The sequence below is a fragment of the Curtobacterium sp. P97 genome (genome assembly GCF_023712445.1).
GTDB lineage: Bacteria > Actinomycetota > Actinomycetes > Actinomycetales > Microbacteriaceae > Curtobacterium.
On sequence record NZ_JAMAYF010000015.1, the window covers coordinates 60,926 to 83,010 of the forward strand.

Annotated in this window: 19 protein-coding genes; 15 read left to right on the plus strand and 4 right to left on the minus strand. The window is 72.7% G+C overall.

The annotated features are described in order from the left end of the window. The first annotated feature begins 30 nt into the window (after positions 1–30). Positions 31–453, plus strand: coding sequence for a DUF805 domain-containing protein (locus M3677_RS14995; RefSeq protein WP_209685342.1), 423 nt, complete (start codon positions 31–33; stop codon positions 451–453). Between the two features lie 4 nt (positions 454–457). Here M3677_RS14995 and M3677_RS15000 read toward each other — a convergent pair whose 3' ends face one another. Together M3677_RS15000 and M3677_RS15005 are read right to left on the minus strand one after the other, a co-directional pair. Further along, positions 458–838, minus strand: coding sequence for an MGMT family protein (locus tag M3677_RS15000; RefSeq protein WP_066656839.1), 381 nt, complete (start codon positions 836–838; stop codon positions 458–460). A 6-nt stretch (positions 839–844) separates the two neighbouring features. Continuing rightward, entirely contained in the window at positions 845–1,300 is a 456-nt protein-coding gene (locus tag M3677_RS15005; RefSeq protein ID WP_066656837.1) for a GNAT family N-acetyltransferase, read from the minus strand. Positions 1,301–1,398: 98 nt separating this feature from the next. Between M3677_RS15005 and M3677_RS15010 the strand changes: the two genes are divergently transcribed. Next, the gene (locus M3677_RS15010) at positions 1,399–2,649 is read left to right on the plus strand and encodes an ROK family transcriptional regulator (protein ID WP_066656834.1); all 1,251 of its coding nucleotides are present in this window, start codon (positions 1,399–1,401) and stop codon (positions 2,647–2,649) included. 165 nt (positions 2,650–2,814) lie between these two features. On the opposite strand, the gene M3677_RS15015 is transcribed toward M3677_RS15010, so the two are convergent. Continuing rightward, positions 2,815–3,243 carry a hypothetical protein gene (locus M3677_RS15015; protein ID WP_209685343.1) on the minus strand — a complete coding sequence of 143 codons (429 nt, stop codon included), beginning with the start codon at positions 3,241–3,243 and terminating at the stop codon, positions 2,815–2,817. Positions 3,244–3,403: 160 nt separating this feature from the next. On the opposite strand from M3677_RS15015, the gene M3677_RS15020 reads away from it, so the two are divergent. From M3677_RS15020 to M3677_RS15060, 9 genes are all read left to right on the plus strand, one after another. Then, entirely contained in the window at positions 3,404–5,929 is a 2,526-nt protein-coding gene (locus tag M3677_RS15020; protein ID WP_251160935.1) for a lamin tail domain-containing protein, read from the plus strand. A 139-nt stretch (positions 5,930–6,068) separates the two neighbouring features. Continuing rightward, on the plus strand, positions 6,069–6,911 hold the full coding sequence (locus M3677_RS15025) for a PhzF family phenazine biosynthesis protein (RefSeq protein ID WP_251160936.1): 843 nt from the start codon (positions 6,069–6,071) through the stop codon (positions 6,909–6,911). Positions 6,912–7,235: 324 nt separating this feature from the next. Beyond that, on the plus strand, positions 7,236–8,600 hold the full coding sequence (locus M3677_RS15030) for an extracellular solute-binding protein (protein ID WP_066656825.1): 1,365 nt from the start codon (positions 7,236–7,238) through the stop codon (positions 8,598–8,600). A gap of 169 nt (positions 8,601–8,769) precedes the next feature. Then, on the plus strand, positions 8,770–9,654 hold the full coding sequence (locus M3677_RS15035; protein ID WP_251160945.1) for a carbohydrate ABC transporter permease: 885 nt from the start codon (positions 8,770–8,772) through the stop codon (positions 9,652–9,654). Positions 9,655–9,725: 71 nt separating this feature from the next. Continuing rightward, positions 9,726–10,556: a carbohydrate ABC transporter permease gene (locus tag M3677_RS15040; RefSeq protein WP_235426671.1), complete on the plus strand. Its 831-nt coding sequence runs from the start codon at positions 9,726–9,728 to the stop codon at positions 10,554–10,556. Positions 10,557–10,617: 61 nt separating this feature from the next. After that, entirely contained in the window at positions 10,618–13,746 is a 3,129-nt protein-coding gene (locus tag M3677_RS15045) for a glycoside hydrolase family 38 C-terminal domain-containing protein (protein WP_251160937.1), read from the plus strand. A 376-nt stretch (positions 13,747–14,122) separates the two neighbouring features. Then, the gene (locus M3677_RS15050) at positions 14,123–15,082 is read left to right on the plus strand and encodes a hypothetical protein (protein WP_251160938.1); all 960 of its coding nucleotides are present in this window, start codon (positions 14,123–14,125) and stop codon (positions 15,080–15,082) included. A 141-nt stretch (positions 15,083–15,223) separates the two neighbouring features. Beyond that, positions 15,224–15,964, plus strand: coding sequence for a histidine phosphatase family protein (locus M3677_RS15055; protein WP_251160939.1), 741 nt, complete (start codon positions 15,224–15,226; stop codon positions 15,962–15,964). Beyond that, a complete protein-coding gene (locus M3677_RS15060; protein ID WP_251160940.1) occupies positions 15,954–16,838 on the plus strand; it encodes an NAD(P)H-hydrate dehydratase in 885 nt (294 codons plus the stop codon). The genes M3677_RS15055 and M3677_RS15060 overlap by 11 nt, the downstream gene beginning before the upstream one ends. A gap of 156 nt (positions 16,839–16,994) precedes the next feature. Here the strand turns inward: M3677_RS15060 and M3677_RS15065 are convergent, their stop codons facing one another. Beyond that, entirely contained in the window at positions 16,995–17,432 is a 438-nt protein-coding gene (locus M3677_RS15065) for a YdeI/OmpD-associated family protein (RefSeq protein WP_251160941.1), read from the minus strand. A gap of 295 nt (positions 17,433–17,727) precedes the next feature. Here M3677_RS15065 and M3677_RS15070 point away from each other — a divergent pair, with 295 nt between their 5' ends. From M3677_RS15070 to M3677_RS15085, 4 genes are read left to right on the plus strand one after another with little or no spacing between them, the layout of a single operon-like run. Continuing rightward, positions 17,728–18,867, plus strand: coding sequence for an extracellular solute-binding protein (locus M3677_RS15070; protein WP_251160942.1), 1,140 nt, complete (start codon positions 17,728–17,730; stop codon positions 18,865–18,867). A gap of 5 nt (positions 18,868–18,872) precedes the next feature. Next, complete coding sequence (locus M3677_RS15075; protein WP_308201986.1) at positions 18,873–19,952, plus strand: ABC transporter permease subunit; 1,080 nt, start codon at positions 18,873–18,875, stop codon at positions 19,950–19,952. A gap of 23 nt (positions 19,953–19,975) precedes the next feature. Then, positions 19,976–20,824: an ABC transporter permease subunit gene (locus M3677_RS15080; RefSeq protein ID WP_251160943.1), complete on the plus strand. Its 849-nt coding sequence runs from the start codon at positions 19,976–19,978 to the stop codon at positions 20,822–20,824. Next, entirely contained in the window at positions 20,821–21,891 is a 1,071-nt protein-coding gene (locus M3677_RS15085) for an ABC transporter ATP-binding protein (RefSeq protein ID WP_251160944.1), read from the plus strand. The genes M3677_RS15080 and M3677_RS15085 overlap by 4 nt, the downstream gene beginning before the upstream one ends. Positions 21,892–22,085 lie beyond the last annotated feature (194 nt).

Sequence of the window (22,085 nt, forward strand, 5' to 3'; positions counted from 1 at the left end):
GGACCGGGCTGCACGTGGTTTGCTGACTCCATGAGCAACGACAGCGTGCAGCCCGGCGGCGTCGCCCTGCGCGACCCCTTCTACGGGGCACCCTTCGCCGAGGCGGTCCGACGGTTCTGGCGGAAGTACACCGTGTTCACCGGACGGGCCTCCCGCTCCGAGGCCTGGTGGTGGTGGCTGACGTCGTCCGTGATCGGGCTCGTGCTCCAGCTCGTCCCGCAGGTGTTCACGCCCGGGACCCCGGTGCTCGAGAACCCTGTCGGCTCGTACCTGTTCGTGCTCTGGGGCCTGGCCACACTGATCGGGTCGCTCGCCCTCGGTGCCCGTCGGCTGCACGACGCGAACCTGTCCGGCTTCTGGCAGTTCCTGCACGTGGTCGTCGGCATCGGCTCGCTCGTGCTGCTGGTGATGTTCCTGCTGCCGCCGAACCCGAAGGGCTCGCGCTTCGACTGAGCGCTCAGAACGGGTCGTCGGCGTCCGTGGCGGGTGACCAGCGCGCCCGACGCACGTCGATCCTCCAGGCCGACGAGCCCGACGCAGCCGACGACCGCTCAACGAGCGGCGTGCCCTCGGCACGGTAGTGCTCGAGGGCCCGCGCCTCGTGCCGGACGGGCGGCAGGCCGCCGGCGCGCACCACGCGCCACCACGGCAGATCGGCACCCTCGCGGGCCATCACCGTGCCGACGGCGCGAGCGGCCCGCGACCCGAGGACGGCGGCGACGTCGCCGTACGTCATGACGTGCCCAGCCGGGATCAGCCGGACCACCTCGGCGACCGCGGCCCCGAAGTCCGGCTCGGCCCCGGAGTCCGGCTCGGGTCCGGACTCGGCTCCGTCCACGCCCGGTCAGAGCGCGAGGACGGCGTAGTGGTCGCCGTACTGCGTCTCACGCACGACCTCGAACCCGAGGGCGCGGAAGAACGCCTCGGGGCCGCCGTGGCCGCCCGGCTCGTACACGACCGTGAGCCGCTCGAACCCGCGGCTCCGGGCCTCGTCCGCGAGACCGTGCACCGCGAAGCGGCCGACACCGCGGCCCTGTGCGTCGGCGGCGACGTTGACGCGCCAGATCGCGCTGCGGAGCTCTTCCTCGTTGTTGTCCTCGTCGAAGGTGCCGATGATCATCCCGACCACGCGGTCCCCGTCGAGCACCACGCGGGTCCACGCCGAGCTCGGCTTCACGTCGGACTCGGCGACGCCGTACGTCGTCGGCTGGACGAACTGCTCCTGCCCGGGCTTGAGCGTCAGCGAGTTGGCCGCGGCGGCGGTCGACGCGGAGAGGGCTTCGAGGCGGAGGTCCGTCATGCCGCTCAGGGTAGCGGTGCACCCCGTCCGGGTGCCAGGACGACGTGCGAAGCGTTGCAGCACCGTTGCGTGCGCACGGGCGGCGGTAGGGTCGCGGCATGGCGGAGCATCGGCGCGGGGCGAACCTGCCGTCGATCGGCGGCTTCAACCGCACCGTCGTGCTCGACGCCGTCCGCCGCTCGCCCGACGGGCTGAGCCGTGTGGAGCTCGCCGCGAGCACGGGCCTGAGCGCCCAGACGGTGTCGAACGTCACGCGCTTCCTGATCGAGGCCGGCATGATCGTCGAGTCCGGCACCGTGGTCGCCGGCCGTGGGAAGCCCCGGACGATCCTGCGGCTCGAGGCGACGAGTCGGTACGCGGTCGGTGTGCACGTCGACCCCGCGGTCGTGACGTACGTGCTCCTCGACCTCGCCGGCAGCGTGGTCGCCGAGACCACCACGTCGACGCCCTCTGCGGACGACCCCGCCGAGGTCGTCCGGACCATCGCGACCGCCGTCGACGGCCTCGTCGCGGACGCCGGTGTCGCAGCGGAGAGCGTGCTCGGCGTCGGCATCGCGAGCCCCGGGCCGATCGACGTCGACGCCGGCGTCGTGCTCGATCCGCCGTTCCTGCCCCGCTGGCGGGACGTGCCGCTGCGCGACGCGCTCGCCGAGGCGACCGGCTTCCCGGTGCTGCTCGAGAAGGACGTCACCGCGGCGGTCGTCGGCGAGATGTTCCTGGCGGGGGAGTCCTCGGCGCGGAACTTCGCCTTCGTCTACTTCGGGACGGGGTTCGGCGTCGGGCTCGTCGTCGACCACGAACCCGTCCGCGGTACCGGCTCGAACGCGGGCGACGCCGGGCACATCATGGTCGACCAGGGGGCGCTCGCGGGGACCCCCGACGGCTCCGGTCCGCGGGGTGAGGTCGGGGCCGCGGTCGCCCCGGCACGGCTGGTCGAGGTCGCGCGGGACCGCGGGCTCCGGCTGCCCGGCGCTGCTCGGGCGGACGACGTCACCGCCGTGCAGCGGGCCTGGGACTCCCTCGGCGAGGCGATCGCGTCCGGCGACGAGGTCGCCTCGGGACTCGCGGCCGACGCCGGGACCGTCATGGGCCGGGCCGTCGTGGTCATCGTCAACCTGCTCGACGTCGACCGCGTGGTCTTCGGCGGACCGTTCTGGTCGCGCATCGCCCCGGTCGCCCTCCCGGCGGCGCGGGCCGCGATCACGGGGTCGCCGCTGCTCGTCCCGAAGCACCCGATCGCGGTCGTGGACAGCGGGCGGGGTGCGGACGTGGCGGCCGTCGGCGCCGCGTGCCTCGTGCTCGACGCGGCGCTGTCACCGCGCGCGAGCGCGCTGCTCATCCGCCGCTGACCCGTCGACGCGGGTCGACAGGAGCGGCTGGCCGACGACCCGCCGGTGACCGCGTGCCGGACGGGAGGCCCTGGGCGTGCCCGCCCCGCGCCTCCCGTCCGGTCGTCCGTCGACCGGGAGGCGCGGTGACGGTCCGCCCCGCGCCTCCCGTCCGACGACGTCCCGTCAGGCCGCGCCGAGCACCCTCCGCCACGCCGCCGTCAGCGTGTCGTACTCCTCGTCCGTCAGGAGGTCGCGGACGCCGGTGGCGAGGACCGCCGAGCGGACCGCTTCCTCGGCCCCGGCGCGGTCGCGGAGGTGTGCACCGCCGTGCTTGACGGCCTTGCCGGCCTCCTGCGCCGCCTCGATCTCGTCGACGCGACCGGCCTCGCCGGCGGCGTCGAGTGCGTGCTTCCACGCGGCCAGCAGGTCGGCGTTCGTCACCATCCGGCCGTCGGCGCCGCCCTGGATCGCGAGCGAGGCGCTCGCCTCCGGCACCACGATCTGCTCGTCGGCCTTCCAGACGACGTCGAGCGCCTCGGCCTCCTCGGCGGTGATCTGCCCGGCACGCTCGATCATCGACTGCAGTGCGGTGTTGCTGGTGTCGTCCGTCACGGTTCCCTCTCCGACCGAACGCGCTCGCGTGGTCGCTCCCATCCTCCTGACGCCTGCTGGGAGGACGCGGCACCGGTCGTTCACCCGGCAGCCACCGGCCGGACGCCGGGATGCTGAACAGTCGTGCAGGTCCCCCTGACCTCCCCGAGAAGGACCCTGCATGCACACCCCCGCCCTGCGGCTCGGTGCCGGCCTCGCGACGGGCATCACCCTCGCCGCCGGCGTGCTGACCGCGACCCCCGCCGTCGCCGCGGTCGGTGACGACGACCCGACCGTCGGCGCCCGCGTCACCACCGGCCCCGCCGCCGGGCTCGCGATCAACGAGGTGGAGTCGAACGCCGACGACACCGACTGGGTCGAGCTGGTGAACACCTCGTCCGCCGCGATCGACCTGAGCGGCTGGCGCTTCCTCGACTCCGACTCGTCGCACACGGCGTACACGCTGCCGCAGGGCTCGACGATCGCCGCCGGCGGGTACCTCGTCGTCGACCAGGAGACCACCACCCGGTCGGGCTTCGACTTCGGGCTCGGCGGTGCCGACTCGGTGCGGCTGTACGACGCCTCCGGCACGCTGACGCTGCGGTACGCGTGGACGACGCACGCCGCCGTGACGTACGGCAGCTGCCCGGACGGCTCCGGCACGCTCGTGGACACGACCGCGTCGACGAAGGGCGGATCGAACGACTGCTCGTCGCCCGTCCGCATCAACGAGGTCGAGTCGCAGGGCGGCATCCCGGGTGACTGGGTGGAGCTGACGAACGTCGGGACGACCACGGTCGACCTCGGCGGGTACGTGCTGCGGGACAGCGAGGACGACCACGCCTGGACGGTCCCCGCCGGCACCACCGTCGCGCCGGGCGGGTTCACCGTGCTCGACGAGGCGCAGGCCGGTGCGGACGCCGGTACCGCTCCTGGGGCCGGGACCGGGACCGGGACCGGGGCCGGGTTCGGCTTCGGGCTCGGGAAGGCCGACGGTGTGCGGCTCTCGGATGCCCGCGGCGTCCTGGTCGACGAGTACTCGTGGACCGCGCACGCCGCGACCACGTACGGCCGGAACCCCGACGGCACCGGCGCGTTCGCCGAGACGGCCGAGCCGACGAAGGGCTCGACGAACCGCTTCGCCGGCGTCGTCACCGCCGAGGCGTGGCCCGGCGGCCCGGACGAGATCGTCCTGGACGCCGAGGACACCTTCACCGGTGACCTGAGCGGCCTCGACTGGACGTCCTCCGCCTCCTCGCAGGACGGGCAGCTCTGGGCCGTGCAGAACGGGGACGGGCTGCTGTACCACCTCGTCCCGGACGGCCGGGGCGGCTGGGCCCCGACGAACACCGCGGGCGTCGACCTGCGCTACGCCGACGGCACCGGGACGCCCGACGCCGAGGGCGTCACCGTCACGGCCGACGACCCCGGCGCGGTGTACGTGTCGACCGAGCGCGACAACGACGTGTCGAAGGTGAGCCGCCCCGCCGTGCTGCGCTTCGCGACCACGGACGGCTCCGAGTCGGTCCTGCGCGCCACGGACGAGTGGGACCTCGCCGCGGACTTCCCGGGCCTGGGCGCGAACGCCGGGCTCGAGGGCGTGACCTGGGTGCCCGACGCGTGGCTGACGTCCCGCGGGTTCGTCGACCAGCACACCGGTGTGACCTACGCGCCCGCCGCGTACCCGGGGCACGGCGAGGGGCTCTTCCTCGTCGGCGTCGAGGGCACGGCGAGCGTGTACGCCTACGCGCTGATGGACGACGGCTCGTCCCAGCGCGTGGCCACGATCGCGACGCCGTTCTCACTCGTCGCCGAGGTGCAGTTCGACCCGACGCTCGACGCGCTCTGGGTCGTGTGCGACGAGGCGTGCTCCGGCCGCACCGCGCTGTTCGACGTGCAGGACGGCGCCTTCACGCTCGCGTCGCTGTACGAGGCGCCGGCGAACGCCGACCGGGCGCTCGCCAACGAGGGCTTCGCGATCTCGGGACGCTGCGTGGACGGTGCTCGGGCGACGTTCTACGCGGACGACAACGACACGAACGGCGCTTCGCTGCGCGCCGGGACGTACCCGTGCGACGCGGTGGAGGAGCCGGGTGACGGCGACGGCGACGGAGGGGCGCCTGCGCCGGGTGACGGGGACACGCCTGCTCCGGGTGACGGGGAGACGCCCGCGCCGGGTGACGGCGGCGGCAGCACCCCGGCTCCGGGCACGGGTGGCAGCAGCCCGACCCCGGTCCCGACGACTCCTGGCCCGACGGCTCCGGGTCCGGCGGCGCCCGCGGCTCCGGTCGCGCCGGACGTCTCGGCGCTCGTCGACGGGAACCGCGGTTCGGTCTCCGCGCCGTCGAACGTCCGTGCGGGCAGCTCGCTGACGATCGACGTCGGAACGCGGTACGCCGGGGAGCGCGTCGCGGTCTGGCTGTTCTCCGAGCCACGACTCCTCGGGACGCCGGTCGTCGTCGCGGACGGCACGGTGACGGTGGCCGTCCCCGCCGACGTCCCGGCAGGGCAGCACCGCATCGCGGTGGTCGCGTCTGACGGCACGGTGCTCGGGTGGACCGGGATCACGATCGACCCCGCGACGGGGTCGCTCGCGTTCACCGGTGCCGAGCTGGGCGGTGGGATCGCCGCGGCGCTCCTGCTCCTGGCAGCCGGTGCGGGTGTCCTCGTGGCACGCCGTCGTCGGACGGTCGGCTCGCCGGCCTGACGCTGCACGACCCGACCGACGCCCCCGTCGTCCCACCGGACGGAGGGGGGCGTCGGTGTCCCGCGCGGGGGCGTCGGTGCCTCCGCGATGGCGTCCCAGCACCGCGACGGCGTCGGTGGCTCCGCGGTAGCGTCGGGGGATGCGCTCCGAGGTCCTCCGCTACACCGCCTTCGCCGCCGAGCCCGGGGGCGGCAACCCCGCGGGGATCGTGCTCGACGCCGAGGGGATGACCGACGACGAGATGCTCGCGGTCGCGCAGGAGGTGGCGTACCCGGAGACCGCCTTCGTGGTCGCGCGGACGCCGGACGGCGCACGGGTGCGCTACTTCTCGCCGGCCGCCGAGGTCCCCTTCTGCGGACACGCCACCGTCGCCACCGCCGTCGTGCTCGCCGAGCGCGAGGGGACCGGGGCCCGGGTGTTCTCGACGGCCGCGGGGGACATCGCGGTCGACGCCACGACCGCACCCGACGGCAGTGTCCAGGTCGCGATGACGAGCGTCGAGCCGTCGACCCGTCCGATCGATCCCGTCCGGTGGGAGCGGCTCGCCGCCGTGCTCGGGCTCGTCGACGGTGACGTCGCCGAGGGGTTCCCCGTGCTCGAGGCCTCCGCCGGCAACCGGCACCCCGTGGTCGTGCTCGCCGACGTGGAGCTCTTCCACCAGTTCCGCTTCGACCCCGCCGCGCTCGCCGCACTCAAGCGGGAGTACGGGTGGGAGGGCACCGTCACCGTCCTGCACCGGACGGGTCCGCTCGAGTTCGAGGCGCGGAACCTCTTCCCCGCCGGCCGGATCACCGAGGACCCGGCGACGGGCTCGGCGGCGGCCTCGACCGGTGCGTACCTGCGCGCGGTCGGCGCGGTGTCGCCCGGGGCACGCGTGGTGATCCGGCAGGGTCGACACGTCGGGCGTCCGAGCGTGCTGCTCGTCGACGTGCCCGAGTCCGGCGGCATCACGGTGACCGGGGGCGCCACCCCCATCGCCTGACCCGGCGGCACCGCCTGCGCGCGACGCCGGGCGCCCGTTCCTCCCCCTGACGCCCGCGATGCCTGGCGCTTCCGGGCGTACCTGGTCGTTCCGGCAGACCAGGTACGCCCGTTCCGACCAGGTACGCCCGTTCCGACCGGGCACGCGCGACAGCTTCGAGCCCGCGCGGACGCCGCGGGCCCCGGCGCGCACGGGACCACCCTGCGCCCCCGGGACCGTTGCCGACCCGTGACGGAAAGTGCTTGACACGAATAAGTCCATCCGTTGTACTAATCCTGCGCGCGGGTGACGGAGCCCGCGGACATCCCGTGCAAAGGAGCACCGATGAAACGCCGCACCCGAATCATCGCCGGACTCGCAGCCGTGGCAGCCGCCGCGGTCGGGCTGGCGGGTTGTTCCAGCTCGGGCTCTGCCTCGAGCGACACGATCAAGATCGCCTACCAGAAGTTCGGTGCCTTCCAGCAGCTCGACGCCCAGATGAAGGTCGTCAAGCAGGAGTACGAGAAGGCCAACCCCGGCAAGAAGGTCGAGCTCGTCCCGATCCAGGCGCAGGAGGACGACTACGCCACGAAGCTCGCCCTCATGAACCGCGCCCCCGCGACCGCCCCCGACGTCATCTACGAGGACACCTTCCGCATCAAGGCGGACGCCGACGCCGGGTACCTGCTGCCGATCGACCAGTACACGGAGAAGTGGGACGAGTGGGACCAGTTCTACGACAACGCCAAGCAGGCCGGCGAGGGCGAGGACGGCAAGATCTACGGCGTCCCGATGGGCACCGACACCCGCGCGCTCTGGTACAACAAGGACATCTTCGAGAAGGTCGGCCTGCCGGTCCCGTGGGAGCCGAAGACCTGGGACGACGTGCTCGCCGCGGCGAAGACCATCAAGGAGCAGGACCCGGACGTCATCCCGTTCAACATCTACTCCGGCAAGGCACAGGGCGAGGCCTCGACCATGCAGGGCTTCGAGATGCTGCTCTACGGCGCGGACGGTGACGGCAACACGCTCTACCAGGACGGCAAGTGGGTCGTCGGGTCGAAGCAGTTCGAGGACTCGCTGCAGTTCATCGAGGACGTCTACCAGGGTGACCTCGGCCCCACCCCGCAGCAGGCGCTCGACACGAACATCGGCACCACGATCACGCAGACGTGGCTGCCCGAGGGCAAGCTCGCCATCGACCTCGACGGCTCGTGGCAGTCGGGCACGTGGCTCGAGACGGGCACCGCTCCGTGGAAGGAGTGGAACGACGTGATGGGGCAGGCGCCCTTCCCGACCCAGAACGGCCAGGAGCCCGGGTACAACTCGATGTCCGGCGGGTGGACGCTCTCGGTCGGTGCGAAGTCGAAGGACCCGCAGGCCGCGTTCGACTTCATCACGATGTTCCTCGACAAGGACGGCTCCATCAAGTACGACGCCGAGAACAGCCAGATCGCCGTCCGCAAGGACGTCGCCGAGGACCCGGAGTACACCGGCGCCAACCCCACGTTCGAGTTCTTCTCCGGCTTGGTGGAGCACACCAACTTCCGCCCGGCGACGAGCGAGTACGCGCAGGTGTCGAACGCCATCCAGGTCGCGATGGAGTCCGTCATGACCGGCCAGCAGTCGCCGTCCGAGGCCGCAGCCGTCTACGACAAGGCCGTCGAGGGCGTCGTCGGCAAGGACGGCACCGTCGCTGCCGGTCAGTGACGTGACCGTCTGACGGACGGGAGGCGCGGATCACCCCGTGCACCGCGCCTCCCGTCCGACCCACCCCACCTTCGGAACCCCTCCGCACCCGGAAGGCATCCACGTGTCCAGCACCCCTCTCGCGCCGACGCTGTCGGCGCCCGGCGCGCCGAAGCGCACCGAACCACCCGTGCCGCGCAAGCGGCGGCCCCTCCGGAACGCGACGCGGGTCGTCCCGCTCCTGCCCGCCGTGGTCCTCCTCGTCATCTTCCTGCTCGGGCCGGTCATCTCGTCGTTCTACGGGTCGTTCACCAACGCGGCCCTGACCGGCGTCGACGCCGCGAACCAGCAGTTCGTCGGGTTCCAGAACTACGTCGAGCTGTTCCAGGACCCGGACTTCCCGAAGTCCGTCGTCCTGACGATCGTGTTCCTGCTCGCGTCCGCCGTCGTCGGGCAGAACGTGCTCGGTCTCGGTCTCGCGCTCCTCATGCGCAGCGCGAACAAGGTCGTCCGCGCGGTCGTCGGCACGTTCGTCGTCGCGGCATGGGTCCTGCCGGAGATCGTCGCCTCGTTCGCCGCGTACGCCTTCTTCCACGACGAGGGCACGCTCAACTCGTTCCTCGCCTCCATCGGGATCAGCGGGCCGAACTGGCTCTACACGTACCCGATGATCGCGGTCGTCCTGGCGAACGTCTGGCGCGGTACCGCGTTCTCGATGCTCGTCTACTCGGCGGCCGTGCAGGAGGTCCCCGAGGAGATCACCGAGTCCGCCGAGGTCGACGGCGCCACCGGCTGGCAGCGCCTCGTCTACATCACGCTGCCGGTGATCCGTCGGTCCATCTCGACGAACCTCATGCTCACGACACTGCAGACGCTGTCGGTCTTCACCCTCATCTTCGTGATGACGGGCGGCGGACCCGGCACCAACTCGTCGACCCTGCCGATCCTGGCGTACCAGGAGGCGTTCCAGTTCTCGCAGCTCGGCTTCGGGACCGCGATCGCGACCATCCTGCTCGTGGTGGGGGCGGTCTTCTCGATCATCTACATCAAGGCACTGAAGCCGGAGGTGGACTGACCATGGCCCTCACCGCTGACCGTCCCGTGTCCGACACCACCCGGTCCGTCACCGCGCCGGGCGCCCTGCACATGACCTCTCCGCGGGGGCGCACCCTCCGCTGGGTGTCGAACATCGTCCTGCTCGTCATCGCCGTGTGCTTCGCGGTGCCGCTGCTCTGGCTCGTGCTCGCCTCCGTCGACGCCCAGGCCTCGCTGTCCGTGAAGATCCCGTCGCAGTTCACGCTCGACAACTTCACCCAGGTGCTCACCCCGGAGCTGTCGTTCATCCCGCTCGCGAACAGCCTGCTGCTCTCCGGCGGCACCGCGGTGGTGACGGTCGTCGCGGCGCTCCTCGCCGCGTACCCGCTGTCCCGGTACAAGATGCGGGTCAACAAGCCGTTCCTGTACAGCATCCTGTTCGGCACCGGCCTGCCCATCACCGCGATGATGGTGCCCGTCTACGCGCTGTTCGTGTCGCTCAACCTCATCGACAACATCTACGGCTGCATCTTCTTCCTCGCCGCCACGAGCCTGCCGATGGCGATCTGGATGGCGAAGAACTTCATGGACTCGGTGCCGATCTCGCTGGAGGAAGCGGCGTGGACGGACGGCGCCTCGATGTTCACCACGCTGACGCGCATCGTCGTGCCGCTCATGCGTCCGGGGATCGCCGTCGTGTTCATCTTCGTGTTCATCCAGGCGTGGGGGAACTTCTTCGTCCCCTTCGTCCTGCTGCTCTCGCCCGACAAGGTGCCCGCCGCGGTGAGCATCTTCAACTTCTTCGGGCAGAACGGGGCCGTCGCCTACGGGCAGCTCGCCGCGTTCTCGATCGTGTACTCCGTGCCGGTCATCGCCCTCTACGTGCTCGTGTCCCGCGGCCTCGGTGGGGGCAACGCCCTCGCCGGCGGCATCAAGGGCTGACCGCGCCCCACGCTCGCCGGGCACCACGCCCGACCGTCCCTGCTGGAAAGGAACCACCTCCATGCACCACGACGAACCCCTCGTCGAAGCTCGGATCGCCCGTCTCGTCCGGGACCGCATCGACCCCGCCGTGCACCGTCGCTCGGCGCCGGTCACCGTCGACGCCTGGCAGGTGCCGGACGAACCGGTGCCGTTCGCCGAGGCCGTCGCAGCCGAGTACACGCCGTTCCGCGTCGGTGACGCCTGGGGAGCGCGGCCGTGGGGGACCACCTGGTTCCGCGTCCGCGGCACCGTGCCGGAGGACTTCGGCGTCGACCCCGGCACCACCGTCGAGCTCCGGGTAGACCTCGGCTTCTCGAAGCGGCAGCCCGGGTTCCAGGCCGAGGGGCTCGCCTGGCGCACCGACGGCTCCACGATCAAGGGCATCGAACCGCGGAACGACACCGTGCCCGTCGAGGTCGGCCCCGGCGGCACGTTCGAGGTCTACGTCGAGGCCGCCGCGAACCCGGACATCGGCGGCGACGACTTCCAGGGGGCGACCCCGCTCGGCTCGAAGACCACCGCCGGCACCGAGCCGATCTACCGCCTGCGCGCGCTGGAGCTCGTCGAGCGGGACGACACCGTGTGGGAGCTGCAGCAGGACGTCTGGGTGCTCCGCGGACTCATGGCCGAGCTGCCGACCGACGGCACCCGGGGCGCGGACATCCTGCGCGGGCTCGAACGTGCGGCGGACGCCCTCGACCCCGACGACGTCGCCGGCAGCGCTGCCGCGACCCGCGAGGTGCTCGCGCCGCTGCTCGCCGTGGGGGCGGCCGGGTCCGCCGGGCGCGCCGTCGCCGTCGGGCACGCCCACATCGACTCCGCCTGGCTCTGGCCCGTCCGCGAGACGATCCGCAAGTGCGCGCGCACGTTCTCGAACGTGCTCGACCTGATGGACCAGGACCCCGGCTTCACCTTCGCCTGCTCGTCGGCGCAGCAGTACGCCTGGATCCGTGACGGCTACCCGTCGATCTGGGCGCGCATCAAGCAGCGCGTCGCCGAGGGGCGGTGGATCCCGGTCGGGGGCATGTGGGTCGAGTCGGACACGAACCTGCCCGGCGGTGAGGCCCTGGCCCGCCAGTTCGTCGCGGGCAAGCGGCTCTTCCTCGAGGAGTTCGGCATCGACACCCCCGAGGCCTGGCTGCCCGACTCGTTCGGCTACACCGGAGCCCTGCCGCAGATCGTCCGCGCCGCCGGGTCGAAGTGGTTCGTCACGCAGAAGCCCTCGTGGAACGAGACGAACGTCATCCCGCACACGTCCTTCCACTGGGAGGGCATCGACGGCTCGCGCGTCCTGACGCACCTGCCCCCGGCGGACACCTACAACTCGGACGTCTCGGCGGCCGACCTGCACCGCGGCGAGCGCGGGAACAAGGAGCGCGGCGTCGCGAACACGTCGATGCTGCTCTACGGGTTCGGCGACGGCGGCGGCGGACCCACCCGCGAGATGGTCGCGGCAGCACGGCGTCAGCACGACCTCGACGGCTCGCCCCGGGTCGACCTCGGCACCCCCGCCCAGGTCTTCGAGGAGCTCGAGCGCGTCCTGCCGGAGCCCGCCGTGTGGTCGGGGGAGATGTACCTCGAGTTCCACCGCGGCACCTACACGTCGCAGATCCGCACGAAGCAGGGCAACCGGCGCTCAGAGCACCTGCTCCGCGAGGCCGAGCTCTGGGCGGCCACCGCGGCCGTGCGACTCGGTGTGGAGTACCCGTACGACGAGCTCGAGTCCGTCTGGCACATCGTGCTCCTGCAGCAGTTCCACGACATCCTGCCGGGGTCGTCGATCGCCTGGGTGTACGAGAACGCCGAGGCCGAGTACGCCCGGGTGGCGGAGGTGCTCGAGGACCTCATCGGTGCCTCGACGACCGCGCTCGCGAGCGGTGGTGCGCCCGCGCTCGCCGGGGTCGGGGCGTCCGCGACCGCCTTCGCCGGGGACAGTGGGGCGCCGCTCGACGCTCCACGTGCTCCGGGTGTCGCCGGGACCGGGGGCAGCGCCGAGGACGGGACGGTCGTGCGCTTCAACGCCTCGCCGGTCGCAGCGGGCGGGGTGACCGCCCTGGGGGGTTCCGTCGTGTCGGCGACGGAGGCCGTGCCTCCCGTCCGGAGCGGTGACCGCTTCGTCCTCGACACCGGTGTCGTCACCGCGACCGTCGACGCGGAGGGCCACGTCGTGTCGTTCGTCGACCACGCGACCGGACGCGACGCGATCGCGCCCGGCGCTGCCGCCGCGCAGTACACGGTGTTCCGCGACACCCCGAACCAGTGGGAGGCGTGGGACATCGACCGCGCCTACCAGCGCAGCGGGACCGTGCTGGCGGCGGCCTCCGTCGAGGTGGTCGGCGATGCGCTCGTCGTGACGCGTCCCTTCGGCTCGTCGTCGGTGACCACCCGGTACTCGGCCGTCGCCGGGCAGCCGGAGCTGCACGTCGAGACCGAGGTCGAGTGGCACGAGCAGCAGAAGCTCCTCAAGCTCGCGTTCCCGCTCGACGTCCGGGCGTCCGTCGCGTCGAGCGAGATCCAGTTCGGGCACATCGACCGGCCGACGCACCAGAACACCTCGTGGGACATGGCGCGCTTCGAGACCGCCGCGCACCGGTGGGTGCACGTCGCAGAGCCCGGCTTCGGGGTCGCGGTGGCGAACGACTCCACGTACGGGCACGACATCACCCGCTCGACCCGGGCCGACGGCGGGACGACGACGCTGGTGCGGGAGTCCCTGCTGCGCGCGCCGACGTTCCCGGACCCGCACGCCGACCAGGGGCACCACGTCTTCCGGACGGTGCTGCGCGTCGGGGAGTCCGTGCTCGACGCGGCGGACTCCGGGTACCGGCTCAACCTGCCGGTGCGGTCCGTGCCGGGGTCGGGGTCGGCCGACGTGTCGCCGCTGGTCGTCGTGTCCTCGCCCCAGGTGCTCGTCGAGGCCGTGAAGCTCGCCGAGGACCGCTCCGGCGACGTCGTCGTGCGGCTCTACGAGGCCTCGGGCGGTCGGGCGTCGGACGTCGGGGTGTCGTTCGGGTTCGACGTCGCTTCGGTGGAGGCCGTGGACCTGCTCGAGCGGCCGCTCGGCTCGGGGACGTGGGCGGCCGGGGAACCCGTCGTGCTCACCCTGCGCCCGTTCGAGATCGTCACGCTGCGGGTGCGGCGGGCCTGAGGCCACGCCGACCCCGTGGCAGCGGGGCCGGCGGCGTCGGGCCCGAGGCAGCGGGGCCGGCGGAGAGACAGCGGCGCCGGGGGAGCACGGGTGCGTTCCCCCGGCGCCGCGTCGCGCGCGCCGGGCTGTGCTGTGCCGCGCTGGCCCGGGGCGCTACGCCCCGCTCCGCCCCGCCCCGCCCCGCGGAATCGGGCATACCTGGTCGATCCGGGCGTACCTGGTCTTCCGTTCCGACCAGGTACGCCCGGAAACGCTTGGTACCGCACCTGTTCTGGGAAGGAACGAGCGTCCTGCACAGGGCGACCGGACTGGAGGCTCGTCCACAGTTGCCACGATCGGCACCCGTCGGCGCGTGGAGACCGGGCACGATCGCGGCATGGAACGTCCACTCCCCATCCTCCGTGCGGGACCGGCACGCGAGATCGCGTGTGACCCGACGACCCTGCGCCGCCGCGCACGATCGAGCGGCGCTGACCGGTTGATCCGCGTCGGCCCGAACGCCTACGTCGAGGGCGCCCGCTGGGACGCTGCGGGGCCTCGGCAGTGCTACGTGACCCGTGTCCATGCACGGCTCGGGCGGATCGGTACCGCGGCGGTCGCCTCGCACGTGTCGGCGGCTGCGGTCCTCGGGCTCCCGGCCCTGGGCGGCTGGCAGGTCCCCGTGCACGCGACCGTGCCCGAGACGATGTACCGCGGGCGGACGCGGGACCTCGTCCTGCACACGCGTCCCGTTCGTGGCGACGAGCTACTGGCGGCCGACGGGATCCGGGTGACGACCGTGCCCCGCACCGTCGTCGACATCGCGATGCAGGACGACCTGCGCACCGCGGTGGTCGTGGCGGACGCTGCGGTGCGAGCCGGGACCGGAGCGGCGGAGCTCCTGGCGGCGGTCGACCCCCGAGCACGCGGGCACCGTCGAGCGGAGCACGTGCTCGGCCTCGCAGACGGGCGCGCCGGATCGGTCGCCGAGTCCTTCGCGCGGGTGGTGTTCCTCGAGCTCGGGCTGCCAGGGCCGGTCCTGCAGCAGGAGTTCGTGGTCGGCGGGAGACGGTTCACGGTGGACTTCTGGTTCCCGGACCAGGGTGTGGTCGTCGAGATCGACGGTCGAGCGAAGTACACGCAGGAGCGGTACCTCGCGGGTCGGAGCCCCACCGAGGTGTTCCTCGACGAGAAACGGCGGCACGAGCAGTTGCTGACCGTGCCCGGCGTGCGGACGATCGTCCGGCTCGAGTGGCGCGACCTGTTCGACCCCGACGGGCTGGTCCGACGCTTCCGAGCCGCGGGACTGCCGTGCCCGGTCCGACCGTCGAGGAGCGCACGGCCCGGGGCGGCCTGACCCGGCAGGCACGCGCATCGAGGAGCGCACGGCCCGGAGCGGCTTGATCTGCAGGCACGCGCGCAGCGGCCCGAGCGCGCCGCAGCCCGACGACGACGTGGCCGGGAGCCGACCCAGGGGCCCGCGGTTAGCGTCGCGCCCATGGCTGTCACCGAGATCTGGCTCGTCCGGCACGGGGAGTCGACCGCGAACGTCGCCGCCGCCAGAGCCGAAGCCGAGGGCGCGGACGTCATCGAGGTCGACCACCGCGACGCCGACGTCCCGCTCAGTCCGTTGGGGGAGGAACAGTCCCGAGCGCTCGGGCAGGAGCTCGCCGACCGCGGCGTCGACGACGTCCCGGTCGCCCTCTGGGTCTCGCCGTACCGCCGGGCGCAGCAGACGATCGGCATCGCGCTCGATGCCGGCGGGCTGACCGAACCGCCGAAGCGCGTCGACGAGCGGCTGCGCGACCGGGAGCTCGGCGTCCTCGACCTGCTCACCCGTGACGGCGTGCGGAACCGGTACCCGGACGAGGAACGCCGACGACAGTGGCTCGGCAAGTACTACCACCGTCCCGCCGGCGGGGAGTCCTGGGCGGACGTGATGCTCCGCCTCCGCACCGTGCTGACGGACGTCGACCGGCTCGAGGGCACCGAACGACTGCTCGTCGCCGCGCACGACGCCGTGGTGATGCTCGCCGTCGCGGTCTGCCTCGACCTCGACGAACACGCCCTCATGGCGTTCGCCGAGGACCACACGGTCGCGAACGCCTCCCTGACACGACTGCACCGCGACGGGCCCGGTGCCCCCTGGACGCTCGAGGAGTTCTCCGCGGTGGGGCACCTCGACGACGACGAGGTCACCGAGCACAGCGGCCGGAAGGACGACGCCCGTGTCGACTGACCAGGAGCCTGCAGCACCGCGGCACATCACGCCGAACGTCCTCCGCGAGTGGGCGCTGCCCGACGCCGGCGCCGGCAAGTACGGCCGGGGACAGGTCCTCGTCGTCGGCGGCGCCGCCCACACCCCGGGTGCCGCCATGCTGTCGGCGCTCGCCGCACTGCGGGTCGGAGCAGGCCGACTGTCCCTGGCGGTCGGGTCGAGCGTGGCGAACCAGGTCGCGGTCGCCGTGCCCGAGTCGGGCGTGGTCCCGCTCGCCGAGGACGACGGCGGACACGTCGCCGTCGGCGCGATCGACGCCGTGCTCGACACGGCCGGTGCTGCCGACGCGGTGCTGGTCGGTCCCGGGCTGGACGAGCCGGACGGTGCTCGGGACCTCGTCGCGGGCATCGCGGACGTGGTCGGTCCGGACACCTTCGTCGTGCTGGATGCCTTCGCGCTCGGCGTCGCGGCGGACGTCGAGGACCGGCTCAGGCCGTTGCGCGGTCGTCTCGTCCTCACGCCGAACAGCGGCGAGGCCGAGCGGCTGCTGGGTCGGGACTGCGGGGACGACGACGTCGCCGACGCCCGGGAGATCGCCGAGCGGTACGGCGCCGTGGTCGCGCTGTCCGACGTCATCGCGGCGCCGGACGGCCGTGCCTGGGTGAAGGGCACCGGCTCCGGAGGGCTCGGGACGAGCGGCAGCGGCGACGTGTTGTCGGGTGTGGTGGTCGGATTGCTCGCCCGCGGTGCCGAGCCGGCACAGGCCGTCGCCTGGGCGTCGTACGTGCACGCCGCCGCGGGTGACCGCCTCGCCGTGCAGGTCGGGCCACTGGGCTACCTCGCCAGCGAACTGTTGACCGAGATCCCGCGGGTCCTGGTCGAGCTCGGCGGCTGACGACGGCGCTCGTTCCTTCCCAGAACGACTGCGATACCTGGTCGGAACGGGTGTCCCTGGTGGAACCGAACGACCAGGTACGCCCGGATCTACCAGGTACGCCCGACCGCGCCCGGCGAAGCCACGGCCAGGGCCAGGGCGAGCGCGCTCACCCGCCTAGCCGCGCAGCGCCTCCACGGCCTTGTCGAACCGGCGCTGCCGCGTCTCCGGGGCCTTCGCCGCGAGCACCGGGTCCACGAGTGCCCGCTGCCGTGACGCCGACAGGGTGTCGTACGCCGCACGGACCCCGGCCGCGTCGAACGCCGCCGCCAGGTCGGAGGGCAACTCGACGGTACGCGGCAGGGTGTCGAGCTCGAGCGTGACCTCGACGGTGTCCCCGGCGCCGATCCCCGCTGCGGTGCGGTGCGCCTCCGACAGCGGCACGAGGAACTGCCCGCCCATCACCCCGACCGTGGACCGGTAGGTGTAGCCGCCGTCGATCGTGACCACCACGGCGGGGCGCTTCCCGGAGCCGAGGGCGTCGATGACCTCCTCGGGGACGGGTAGGCCGGTGGCCGTCTTCCTCGCCTGCAGGACCGTCGTCGTGAACTGCACCCGCGCCTCCCGGCTGTCCGCGGTCGTGACCGCACCCGCGCGGCCGACGCGGCCGACGCGACCGACGCGACCGTGCGTCGTACCGGTCGAGCGCAGGACGCGCGACCGGACGTCGAGCCCGCCGCGACCGACCCTCGCCGGGGACCGTCCCCGGCAGCGAAACCGTACAGCCGTACCCGCTGTTCCGCCACCGTTCACCGCCGCAGCACGACCCCGAAACCGGGCGCGTCCACGATCGTGCCGAAGCCGGACCCCCGGACACCCGAATCCCCACAGCACCCGGAAGGCACACCCCGTGCAGCACACCCGCACCCTGGCCGGCATCGCCCTGGCCGCAGCAGCAGTCGTCACCCTGGCCGGTTGCTCGGCGACGAGCAGCGCGTCGACGTCGAGCGACACCGACTGGAAGACCGCCACGAGCGCCGAGTCGGCCGGCGGCATGGACGCCCTCGTGAAGGCCGCGAAGGCCGAGGGGCAGCTCAACGTCATCGCCCTCCCGCCGACCTGGGCGAACTACGGCAAGATCATCGACGGCTTCGAGCAGAAGTACGACATCAAGATCAACTCGGCCAACCCGAACGGCTCCAGCGCCGACGAGGTCGCCGCCGTCAAGTCGCAGCAGGGTCAGTCGACGGCCCCCGACGTGCTCGACCTCGGCAACGCCGTGATGCAGCAGAACCTCGACCTGCTCACCGACTACAAGGTGGCGAACTGGTCGGACATCCCGGACACGCTCAAGGACGCGGACGGCAAGTGGACCCGCGACTACACGGGCCTCATGTCGATCGGGTACGACTCGTCGAAGATCACGGACGCCCCGAAGGACCTGGACGACCTGCTCGGCAGCGAGTACAAGGGCAAGATCTCGATCGCGGGCGACCCGACGCAGGCGAACCAGGCGGCGTCCGCGGTGTACCTCGCCGCGCTCGAGAACGGCGGGTCGGCGGACGACATCACGAAGGGCGTCGACTACTTCGGCAAGCTGCAGCAGGCCGGCAACTTCCAGAACGTGCTGCCCACGCAGGCGACGGTCGCCTCGGGAGAGACGCCCGTCGTGATCCAGTGGTCGTACAACAACCTCGCCTGGGGCCCGGCGGCCGGGTCGAGCGGCAACCAGGACTGGAAGACGGTCGTCCCCGAGGGGCAGGCGCTCGGCTCGTACTACTCGCAGGCGATCAACAAGGACGCACCGCACCCCGCGGCGGCACGCCTGTGGCAGGAGTACATCGCGAGCCCCGACGCCCAGAACCTGTACCTGCAGGCCGGCGCCTTCCCGTCGACCCTCGCGGCGATGGAGCAGTCGGGCAAGGTCGACGAGGACGCCCTGCGGGCCGCAGGCGGGATGCCGAAGGACTACGTCGAGCTGACCGACGCGCAGGTCACCGACGCGGCGAAGGTCCTCGCCGCGAAGTGGTCCGCCACGATGGGGTCCTGAGCAGCATGACGACCGCATCGGCGCCGGGCGGCAGCGCGTTCATCCCGGGCGCGAGCACGGGCGTGAGCACGGGCACGGGCGTGGGCGTGGGCGTGGGCGCTGGCGCGGGCACGGGTACGGGCGCGGGCACGGCAGTCCCGGTCCCCGCCGCCACCAGCGCGGCAGCGGCCCCCGTCGCGTCGTCCGGCGCCGATGCGGATGCGGCCACCGCCGCCCGTCGCACCGGGACCCGGGCCCGCCGCCGCCCCGGCCTCGCCTGGCTCGGCCTCACCCCGTTCGCCGCGTACGTCCTGCTCTTCCTGGCCGTCCCCGCCGTGATCGCGGTCGGCAGCGGGTTCTCCACCGGCGACGGGCGGTTCACGCTCGCGAACCTCGCAGCGCTCCGTGACCCGTCCGTCCTCCGCGCATTCGCCGGCTCGTTCGGCCTGTCCGCGGTCTCGGCCGTGATCGGCGCCGTCGTCGGTGCCCTGGTCTGCTGGGCGCTCGCCGCGCTCCGGCCCGACGGGCTCGTCCGCTCGATGATCGACTCCGCCGCCAGCGTCCTCGCACAGTTCGGCGGCGTGATGCTCGCGTTCGCGTTCATCGCCACGATCGGCGCGCAGGGACTGGTCACCACCTGGCTGGTGTCGGCCTTCGGTCTCGACCTCAACGCGAACGGGACCCTCCTGTACACCGTCCCCGGTCTCGTGATCCCGTACGTCTACTTCCAGGTGCCGCTCATGGTCCTCACGTTCATGCCCGCCCTCGAGGGCGTCAAGCCCCAGTGGGGCGAGGCCGCCGCCACCCTCGGCGCCTCGCGCGCGACCTCATGGCGGCGCATCGCCCTGCCCGTGCTCGCGCCGGCGTTCTGGGGGTCGCTGCTCCTGCTCTTCGCGAACGCGTTCTCGTCGTTCGCCACCGCGGCGGCACTCATCTCGCAGGGCGGCATCGTGCCGCTGACGATCCGCGCGCAGCTCACCAGCGAGACGATCATCGGTCTGCAGAACGTCGCGGGTGTGCTCGCCCTCGGCATGGTCGTGGTCATGGCGGTCGTGATGGGCGCCTACTCGCTGCTCCAGCGTCGCGCTGCGCGGTGGCAGCGGTGACCGCCGTCTCGTCGGTCCGCCCCGTGGCCGCCTCATCCCGGCCTGGAGGCCCCACCCGCGTCGGCCGCTTCGGCGTCGCTCCGTCCCGGGGCGCCGCCGTCGCCGTGCTCGCCCTGGTCGGACTCGTCGTCGCCGTGCCGCTGGTCGCCCTGGTGCAGTTCACGTTCCGCCAGGGCACCGACGGGGCGCTCACGCTCGATCACTACGCCGCGATCGTCGACCCGGCGAACGCGTCCACGTACCAGCCGGTGTTCGACGGCCTCGCGGCGTCCCTGCTCATCGCCGTGATCACCGTCGCGATCGTGCTGCTCGTGCTCCTGCCCGCCCAGATCGTCACCGCGCTCCGCTACCCCCGCCTGCGCCGCGTGCTCGAGTTCGTCTGCCTGGTGCCGATCACCGTGCCCGTCGTCGTGCTCGTCGTCGGCTTCATCCCCGTGTACCAGGTCGTCGCGCAGGTGTTCGGCTCCGGCGCGTGGACCCTGGCCTTCGCGATCGGCATCGTGTCGCTGCCGTTCGCGTTCCGCCCGATCGCCGCGGCGCTGACCTCGGTCGACGTCACGGTGCTGTCCGAGGCCGCGCGCTCGCTCGGCGCCTCGTGGTGGACCGTGACGTGGCGGATCCTGCTGCCGAACCTCCGCCGCGGCATCACCGCCGCGTGCTTCCTGACCGTCACGGTCGTCCTCGGCGAGTACACCCTCGCCTCGTTCCTGTCCCGCACCACGTTCCAGACCGCGCTCGTGCTCGTGCAGCAGACCGACCCGTACGTGGCCGCGATCTTCTCGCTCGCCGCACTGCTGTTCGGTTTCGTGCTGCTCGTCGTCATCGGCCGGGTCGGCGCGGGCCACCGGCGCACCCCGAAGGAGTCCACATGACCGTCACCGCTCCCGCCGCCCCGGCGTCGCTGTCCACCGAGGGGGCGACCGTCGAGCTCGAGGCGGTCGAGAAGCACTACGGCTCCCACCGTGCGCTCGCCGGCCTGTCGCTCCGCATCGAGCCCGGCGAGTTCGTCTCGCTGCTCGGGCCGTCCGGCTGCGGCAAGACCACCGCGCTGCGTGCGCTCGCCGGTCTCGAGGCGATCGACGCCGGCGCGATCCGCATCGACGGAGCGGACGTCGTCGCGGTGCCGGTCGAACGACGCGACATCGGCATGGTGTTCCAGCAGTACTCGCTCTTCCCGCACATGACGGTGCGGCAGAACGTGTCGTTCGGCCTCGAGATGCGGAAGGTCGCCGCCCCAGCACGTCGTGAGCGGGTGATCGAGGCGCTCGACATGGTGCACCTCGCCGACCTCGCCGACCGGTTCCCGCACCAGCTCTCCGGCGGGCAGCAGCAGCGGGTCGCCCTCGCCCGTGCCCTCGTCACCCGCCCGCGCGTGCTCCTGCTCGACGAGCCGCTGTCCGCGCTCGACGCGAAGGTGCGGGTGTCCCTGCGTGACGAGATCCGCCGCATCCAGAGCGACCTCGGCATCACGACCGTCTTCGTCACCCACGACCAGGAGGAGGCACTCGCCGTCTCCGACCGCATCGCGGTGATGAACGCCGGCGGCATCGAGCAGGTCGGGACGCCCGAGGAGCTCTACCGACACCCCGTCTCGGCGTTCACCGCGGACTTCGTCGGGCAGTCGAACCGCCTGCGTGGCGACCTGCGCAGCGGCGACGTGTTCGTCTACGGCTTCCGCGTCCCGGCGCTCGCAGCGGACACCGCGGACGGTCCGGTGCTCGCCTACGTCCGCCCCGAGGACGTCGCCTTCGCCGCCGAGGGCGTCACCGGCACCGTCGTCACGTCGAGTTTCCTCGGGTCGATCCGGCGCACGACGGTCCGGCTCGATGACGACACGGTCGTGACGGTGCAGCACGAGGTCGGCGACCGCCGCGTGGCCGGTGACGCCGTGGCCCTGCGACTGCTCGGCGCCCCGGCCGCGGTCGCCCCGCTCGCGTAGCGGCCGCGCCGGCCGCGCCGAGCCGAGCCGCCCCGAGCGTTCCGCGGAAGCGACAGTCTGCTGCGAACCGTTGGCGACGATCTGTCGCCTTCGCGGGGGTGAAGGCGACCCGGTTTCGATCGGGAGGCGCGGGGCGGGCCCGCCCCGCGCCACCCGGCCCGCGAGTCCTCGCGACTGTGTTTGACTACCCCGAC

Bases quoted from the DNA above. Each gene is read 5' to 3' on its own strand.
- M3677_RS14995 (WP_209685342.1), top strand. From the start codon at position 31: ATGAGCAACGACAGCGTGCAGCCCGGCGGCGTCGCCCTGCGCGACCCC.
- M3677_RS15005 (WP_066656837.1), bottom strand. From the start codon at position 1,300: ATGACGGACCTCCGCCTCGAAGCCCTCTCCGCGTCGACCGCCGCCGCG.
- M3677_RS15010 (WP_066656834.1), top strand. From the start codon at position 1,399: ATGGCGGAGCATCGGCGCGGGGCGAACCTGCCGTCGATCGGCGGCTTC.
- M3677_RS15020 (WP_251160935.1), top strand. From the start codon at position 3,404: ATGCACACCCCCGCCCTGCGGCTCGGTGCCGGCCTCGCGACGGGCATC.
- M3677_RS15025 (WP_251160936.1), top strand. From the start codon at position 6,069: ATGCGCTCCGAGGTCCTCCGCTACACCGCCTTCGCCGCCGAGCCCGGG.
- M3677_RS15030 (WP_066656825.1), top strand. From the start codon at position 7,236: ATGAAACGCCGCACCCGAATCATCGCCGGACTCGCAGCCGTGGCAGCC.
- M3677_RS15040 (WP_235426671.1), top strand. From the start codon at position 9,726: ATGACCTCTCCGCGGGGGCGCACCCTCCGCTGGGTGTCGAACATCGTC.
- M3677_RS15045 (WP_251160937.1), top strand. From the start codon at position 10,618: ATGCACCACGACGAACCCCTCGTCGAAGCTCGGATCGCCCGTCTCGTC.
- M3677_RS15050 (WP_251160938.1), top strand. From the start codon at position 14,123: ATGGAACGTCCACTCCCCATCCTCCGTGCGGGACCGGCACGCGAGATC.
- M3677_RS15055 (WP_251160939.1), top strand. From the start codon at position 15,224: ATGGCTGTCACCGAGATCTGGCTCGTCCGGCACGGGGAGTCGACCGCG.
- M3677_RS15075 (WP_308201986.1), top strand. From the start codon at position 18,873: ATGACGACCGCATCGGCGCCGGGCGGCAGCGCGTTCATCCCGGGCGCG.
- M3677_RS15085 (WP_251160944.1), top strand. From the start codon at position 20,821: ATGACCGTCACCGCTCCCGCCGCCCCGGCGTCGCTGTCCACCGAGGGG.